Annotated in this window: 6 protein-coding genes; 1 reads left to right on the forward strand and 5 read right to left on the reverse strand. The window is 57.8% G+C overall.

Going from position 1 to position 6,322, the window contains the following annotated elements; genetic code table 11:
- Position 1: 1 nt before the first annotated feature.
- From fnr to IMQ56_RS00720, 5 genes are all read right to left on the reverse strand, one after another.
- A complete protein-coding gene (fnr, locus tag IMQ56_RS00700; protein ID WP_000611906.1) occupies positions 2 to 754 on the reverse strand; it encodes a fumarate/nitrate reduction transcriptional regulator Fnr in 753 nt (250 codons plus the stop codon).
- A gap of 183 nt (positions 755 to 937) precedes the next feature.
- Positions 938 to 1,453: a methylated-DNA--[protein]-cysteine S-methyltransferase gene (ogt, locus tag IMQ56_RS00705; protein ID WP_015570643.1), complete on the reverse strand. Its 516-nt coding sequence runs from the start codon at positions 1,451 to 1,453 to the stop codon at positions 938 to 940.
- Positions 1,454 to 1,462: 9 nt separating this feature from the next.
- Positions 1,463 to 2,989: a p-aminobenzoyl-glutamate transporter gene (gene abgT, locus IMQ56_RS00710; protein ID WP_032104209.1), complete on the reverse strand. Its 1,527-nt coding sequence runs from the start codon at positions 2,987 to 2,989 to the stop codon at positions 1,463 to 1,465.
- A gap of 44 nt (positions 2,990 to 3,033) precedes the next feature.
- Positions 3,034 to 4,479: a M20 family metallopeptidase gene (locus tag IMQ56_RS00715; RefSeq protein ID WP_017384571.1), complete on the reverse strand. Its 1,446-nt coding sequence runs from the start codon at positions 4,477 to 4,479 to the stop codon at positions 3,034 to 3,036.
- Complete coding sequence (locus IMQ56_RS00720) at positions 4,479 to 5,789, reverse strand: M20 family metallo-hydrolase (RefSeq protein WP_048220130.1); 1,311 nt, start codon at positions 5,787 to 5,789, stop codon at positions 4,479 to 4,481. The genes IMQ56_RS00715 and IMQ56_RS00720 overlap by 1 nt, the downstream gene beginning before the upstream one ends.
- A gap of 175 nt (positions 5,790 to 5,964) precedes the next feature.
- Between IMQ56_RS00720 and IMQ56_RS00725 the strand changes: the two genes are divergently transcribed.
- Positions 5,965 to 6,322, forward strand: a 358-nt coding sequence (locus IMQ56_RS00725; protein WP_196063547.1) for a LysR family transcriptional regulator, incomplete at its 3' end; no start/stop codon positions are given.

Consider the following 6,322-nt stretch of genomic DNA (forward strand, 5'->3'; position numbering starts at 1 on the left):
GTTATGCCACGTTACGTGAGTGACCCGCCAGAATGGCCAGCGCTTCACCGTTTTCGATGGTGATGTACTTACCTTTAACCGCCAGCATTCCGCTCTTCTGGAAGCGACCCAGCAGACGGCTGATGGTTTCCACGGTCAGGCCCAGATAGTTACCAATATCACCGCGCGTCATGGTCAGACGGAATTCACGCGGGGAGAAGCCACGCTCCGCGAAACGGCGGGAGAGGTTATAGATAAAGGCGGCCAGACGCTCTTCGGCATTCTTTTTGGAAAGCAGCAGGATCATATCCTGATCGCCTTTGATCTCACCGCTCATCAGACGCATCATCTGCTGACGCAGGTTCGGCATCTTACCGGACAGATCGTCCAGCGTCTCAAACGGGATTTCGCAGACCATAGAGGTTTCCAGCGCCTGAGCAAAGCTCGGGTGATGGCCACTGCCGATGGCGTCAAAGCCGACTAAATCGCCTGCCAGATGGAAGCCGGTGATCTGCTCGTCGCCCTGTTCGGTAATGGTGTAGCTTTTGATGGTGCCAGAACGGATAGCATAGAGCGATTTCAGTTCGTCTCCCGCCTTAAACAGCGTCTGCCCTTTCTGAATAGGCTTTTTGCGCTCGATGATATTGTCAAGCTGATCGAGTTCGTGCTCATTCAGAGTAAACGGGATACAGAGCTGGCTGATGCTGCAATCCTGGCAATGGATAGCACAACCGCCAGACTGAATGCGTCGTATAATTCGCTTTTCCGGGATCATAGGTTTGCTCAAGCCTTAATTGATATTGGTCAATTTTAACATCTTTTTGGTAAGGACGTAAGTCTGGCAAACCCCCAATAAAGACAAGAGACGGCAGCGTGTTGCCATCTCCTTGAAATTCCACAGAATGATTAAGGATTATGAACCTAACAGGAAGAAAATTAAGCACAAAAAGCCTGGGAATTACAACAGAAAATACCCTTCGTGACGCAGCAGCCACTCTTTGCGCTGTACGCCCCCGGCATAGCCGGTGAGGGTGCCGTTGCGCCCGATCACGCGATGGCAAGGCACCACAATGCTGACGGGGTTAGAGCCATTTGCCGCACCGACCGCGCGCGCCGCGCCGGCACGGCCAAGCTGTTCTGCCAGCTGACCGTAGTGCATCACCTGCCCGCAGGGAATATTACGCAGCGCCTGCCACACCTCGCGCTGGAAAGGGGTGCCCGCCGTGGCGGTTGGCAGGGTATTAATAATGCTGAGATCGCCCTCGAAGTAGGCCGTCAGTTTATCGCTCAGCCCGCCAGGATTACGGGCAGTAATACGCTCGTAACCCTCGGCGCGATAATGGATGTTGAGCAGCTCTACCATCCGGTCGCTGTGCTCTTCCCATTCAACCGCGCGCAGATTGAACGCTTCATCCGCGATAACCCACAGCGGCCCCAGCGGCGTCGCAATCTTATCTTCGAGTAATCTCAGCATCAGTACTCCTTAGTTCAGCCTCGGGTAAACACCCGGTCCAATCGGCAGGCCGACAAGATACCACGCCACCAGCATCACCAGCCATACCCCTAAGAAGATAAGCGGATAGGGCAGAACCAGCGAATAATAGGTACCCAGCTTAGCCTCCGGTCTGTAGCGTTGCAGGAAGCCTAAAAACAGCGGAACGAAGGGTGACACGGGCGCCAGCGGGATCACCGAGGAATCGGCGACACGGAACAGGATCTGGGCGAACGCAGGATGGAAGCCGAGCATCATAAACATGGGGACAAAGATGGGCGCCAGAATCGACCAGATGGCCGACCCGCTGGCAATAAACATGCACAGCAGGGACGACAGCAGCGCCAGGCCGACAAACGCCGGAACACCGCTCAACCCCGCCGCCTCCAGCGCGTCCGTCAGGCTCACGGCCATAAACTTGCCCATATTGCTCCAGTTAAACATGGCGACAAACTGCGCCAGCGGGAACACCATCACGATAAAACCCGCCATCTCCTTCATCGGCTCGATCATCAGGTGCGGCAGATCTCCCTGACGGCGGATTTTGCCGGTGGCGATGCCGAACGCGAGCGAAACGACGAAGAAGAAGAGAATTATCAGCGGCACAATGCCCTGAATAAACGGCGAGGGCAGTACGGTGTGTTTGATCGGATCGCGCAGCACGCCATTTTCCGGCACCACCATCAGCGCCACCACCGCAATGAACGCCAGCGAGACGATCCCGGCTACGCGCAGGCCGAACTGCTGCTCTTTGCTCAGCGTCTCCAGCTTTTCATCGCTCCGGCCTTCCCATTTACCCAGGCGCGGCTCAATGATCTTATCGGTAATCAGCCCCCCGACAATCGTCAGGACAATCACCGAACTGGCCATAAAGTACCAGTTGTCGATCACGCTGACGTGCATAGTCGCATCGATGGTGCTGGCTGCCTCCGTACTGATGCCGGAGAGCAGCACATCGGTGGTCACGATAAGCAGGTTAGCGGTAAACCCACAGCCGACGCCCGCAATCGCCGACAGCAGGCCCGCAACAGGATGACGGCCAACGGCGAGGAAAATCAGCGCCCCCATCGGCGGCATGATCACCAGCGCCGCGTCGGACGAGATATGGCTGAAGAAGGCAATAAACAGCACCATATAGCTGGCATAACGCGCGCTGACGTGCGAGGCCATTTTCACCATCAGCGCGGGCAGCAGACCCACGCGTTCGGCCAGTCCCGCGCCTAACACCAGCGCCAGGATGGCGCCCAGCGGCGCAAAACCGCTGAAGTTTTTAATCACGTTCGGCAAAAACCAGTGCAACCCTTCAACGCTGAGCAGGTTTTTCACTGCTACCATACTGCCGTCGGCCGGGCTGCGCACGCTCACCTCAAAGGCGGACAGCACGGCCGTCGCGACCATCAGGATGACAATTAAATAGATAAAAAGCAGGAAAGGGTGCGGCACTTTATTGCCGATCCTTTCAACCCAGCCATAGAGCTTACCGGATGGGGAATGCGAAGGTATGGAAGACATACTCATGGGCGTTCCTCGGGACTGTTGTTGTGTTGTTGTGTTGTGTTTTTTTATTTTAAAGGTGACGGCGTCACGCCCTGCGGGATCGGACACTCGTACGGTTTTTCTGTTATGTGTTGTTCGAACTCTTCCCGGCATTTTCGCAACAGGTCGGCATCCTGAAGCAGATGCAGCGCGGTCGCGCCCATCACTTTTCCGGCCAGCAACATGCCTTTATGGGCAATTGAGGTACGCCCCTGCGCCACTAGTTGCCAGGTATGCAGTGGGGTGCCGACGGTAAAACAGGGGCTAAAGCACTGTGCAACAGGCATCTTCCAGCTGACATCCCCCACATCGGTGGAGCCTGCCAGCACGTTATCGGTGATGGCGTAAGGGGCAACTTCATCCACCAGCAGCGTCTCCTGATGGCGTCGGGCAAACGCTTTTCCCTCTTCGGCCCCCGTTGCGGCAATGTTTTTCAGGCTGTTTTGCAGGTCGTTTGCCGTGAGCGTGGCGCGGATTTCACGGGCAAATTCGCGTTCCTCTTCCGTCCAGGCCGGCGTGCCATAATGCTGCAATGCGCGGTACATCGCCGCTTCGAGCGTACGGTTCGGCAGATAGCTGGAGCAGGCTTTATCAAAGCGGCACTCGACGGTGGTTTCGGTCATCATCGCCGCACCCTGGGCGATTTTCTCGATGCGCGCGTAGATCTGCTGCGCATCGGCCATCTCCGGGGCGCGGATCAGGTACAGCACCTCGGCCTGGGCCTGTACCACGTTGGGCGAAATCCCGCCGGTATCGGTGATGGCGTAATGAACGCGCGCTTTTTCAATGATGTGTTCGTTGAGGAAGTTTGTACCGGTGGTCATCAGCGTCACGGCATCCAGCGCGCTGCGCCCCAGATGTGGGGAGTTTGCGGCATGAGCGGCGATCCCCTTAAACCGCCAGGCGGCCTGAATATTGGCCAGCGTGCTGACGTTAAACATCCCGGCAAAGGCCTCCGGGTGCCATGTCACGGCAGCGTCCACGTCGTCAAACAGCCCTTCACGTACCATAAAGGTTTTACCGGAGCCGCCTTCCTCGCCGGGGCAGCCGTAAAATCGTACCGTTCCGCTGCCGCCGTGTTGTTCCAGCCAGCTTTTCACCGCCACCGCCCCGGCGAAGGCAGCAGTGCCTAACAGGTTATGCCCGCAGCCGTGGCCGTTCGCCCCCGGGGTGGCGGATTGCGCCGTCGCGCAGTGCGCCTGCTGGCTTAGCCCGGCCAGGGCATCGTATTCGCCCAGAAGGGCGATAACGGGCTTGCCGCTGCCGTAGCTGGCAATAAAGGCATTGGGAATGCCTCCGGCTTCCCGCGTCAGGGCAAAGCCCTCGGCTTCCAGCGCACTGGCGAGCCGTTCGGCGGACCAGAACTCTTCGAAGCGCGTTTCGGGATGATCCCAGATGTCGTCGGCAATATCGGTAAACGTCTGACATCGCGTGTCGATGGCATCGGCGATAAAAGCGTAGTTCTCCTGCATTACACACCTCGCGTCCACGGGAAATTAAGCGCAGTTCGCGCCAGCGTTTCGATGGCAACGTTCATCACCTGCTCATCAAAATCGAATTTTTCGTTGTGATGTCCGGCGCTCAGCTCGGTGCCGAAGACCATATACGAGGCCATGCCGCCGTTCTGCTGTACGCGGGCCATCATTAGCGTGGCATCTTCGGAGCCCGCAGGCGCTTTGACCTTATCAATGGCATGAGTCACGCCGGGCACCTGGCTTGCCTGTTCGCGCAGATAATCGACCCAGGCCGGGGAAGGGGCGCTGGAGGTCGCCGCCCCCATCAGGTTTACCCCGGCTGTTACGCCGTAGAGCGCCGCCGCGCCGGTAATTACCGCCTGTGCGCGCTCAAAGACATACTGATTAATAGCCTCGCTTTCGCCGCGGGTTTCAACCTTAAGCAACGCACCAGCCGGAACCACGTTGCGTCCGCTGCCCGCCTGCATGACCCCGACGTTAACCCGGGACGCGCCTTCGCTGTGTGGTGCGATGCCATGCAGCGCGATGGCGGCCTGGGCAGCCGCGAGTAGGGCGTTACGGCCCTCTTCTGGTTTACCGCCAGCGTGTGCGGCGACCCCGGTAAAGCGCACGTCAAATTTGGTGGTCGCCATGAAGTTATCGCTGCCGCAGATCACCGTCCCTTCCGGAACGCCGGTCCCGATATGAATGGCGGTAAAGTAGTCCACGCCGTCCAGCGCGCCTGCGGCGACCATAGCCCGCGCGCCGCGCGTACCCTCTTCGGCAGGCTGGAAGATCAGTTTGATGGTGCCGTTGAGCTGCGCTTCATGCTGCTTAAGCACCTGCGCGAGCCCCAGACCAATGGTGGTATGCCCGTCGTGGCCACAGGCGTGCATCATGCCCGGGTTGCAGGAGGCAAACCCGTCGCGGTACGGTCGGTGGCTGTCGTCAAGCGCTTCGCTTAAATCAAGTGCATCCATGTCTACCCGAAACGCCAGCGTTGGGCCCGGACGTCCGGTATTCAGGGTCGCGACAATGCCGGTGAACCCGCCCTCAAACGGCGCCAGCCATTTCTCCGGCGCGCCCTGTGCCCGGGCGCGGGCAAACTCTCGTGAAAGGGTGGCGTCATCGGGCAGTCCCATACGGCTTTCGGCATCGACCACGTCGCGCCCCATCGCCAGTTCGTAGCCCAGCGAGTCGAGGATCTCCGCGACTTTCGCAGCTGTTCGAAACTCCACCCAGCCGGATTCCGCGAAATGGTGGAAATCGCGACGCCATGCGCTCAGTTGTGGGGCTAATGTCTGGATGTACTGCGCCAGTGCGTTCATATCTTTTCCTGTCATCATTAAAATATGTGAACTGCTTCACGCTGTGATAGTTTTTACTTATCACTAATCGTTTTTTCACAGTTTTAACCGTTCAGGAATTACCCTCGCACATCCGTTTCCATTAAAGTAGATGACAGTTTCTTTACTCTGATAAACAACGGTTATCGGTCGCGTTATGTCATTTCAGATTAAATTTCATCAAATCAGGGCGTTTGTCGAAGTGGCGCGTCAGGGCAGCATTCGCGGCGCCAGCCGGACGCTTAATCTTTCGCAGCCCGCGCTGACCAAATCCATTAAAGAGCTGGAGGAGGGTATGGCGGCCCAGCTATTTGTGCGCCGGAGTAAAGGCGTCGCGCTGACCGAGTGCGGGGAAGGGTTTTATCACCGCGCTAATTTGATTCTGGAAGAGCTGCGTGCAGCGCAGGATGACATCCGCCAGCGGCAGGGCGAACTTGCCGGGCAGATCAATATTGGGATGGGGGCCAGTATTTCACGCAGCCTGATGCCAGCCGTTATTACGCGTTTTCATGCGC

Source organism: Enterobacter sp. Res13-Sevr-PEC09-46 (assembly GCF_015672585.1).
In the GTDB taxonomy this organism is placed as follows: Bacteria; Pseudomonadota; Gammaproteobacteria; order Enterobacterales; family Enterobacteriaceae; genus Enterobacter; species Enterobacter hormaechei_C.

Coding starts and splice junctions, on each gene's coding strand:
- fnr (WP_000611906.1), bottom strand. CDS start 754: ATGATCCCGGAAAAGCGAATTATACGACGCATTCAGTCTGGCGGTTGT.
- IMQ56_RS00715 (WP_017384571.1), bottom strand. CDS start 4,479: ATGCAGGAGAACTACGCTTTTATCGCCGATGCCATCGACACGCGATGT.
- abgT (WP_032104209.1), bottom strand. CDS start 2,989: ATGAGTATGTCTTCCATACCTTCGCATTCCCCATCCGGTAAGCTCTAT.
- ogt (WP_015570643.1), bottom strand. CDS start 1,453: ATGCTGAGATTACTCGAAGATAAGATTGCGACGCCGCTGGGGCCGCTG.
- IMQ56_RS00720 (WP_048220130.1), bottom strand. CDS start 5,789: ATGAACGCACTGGCGCAGTACATCCAGACATTAGCCCCACAACTGAGC.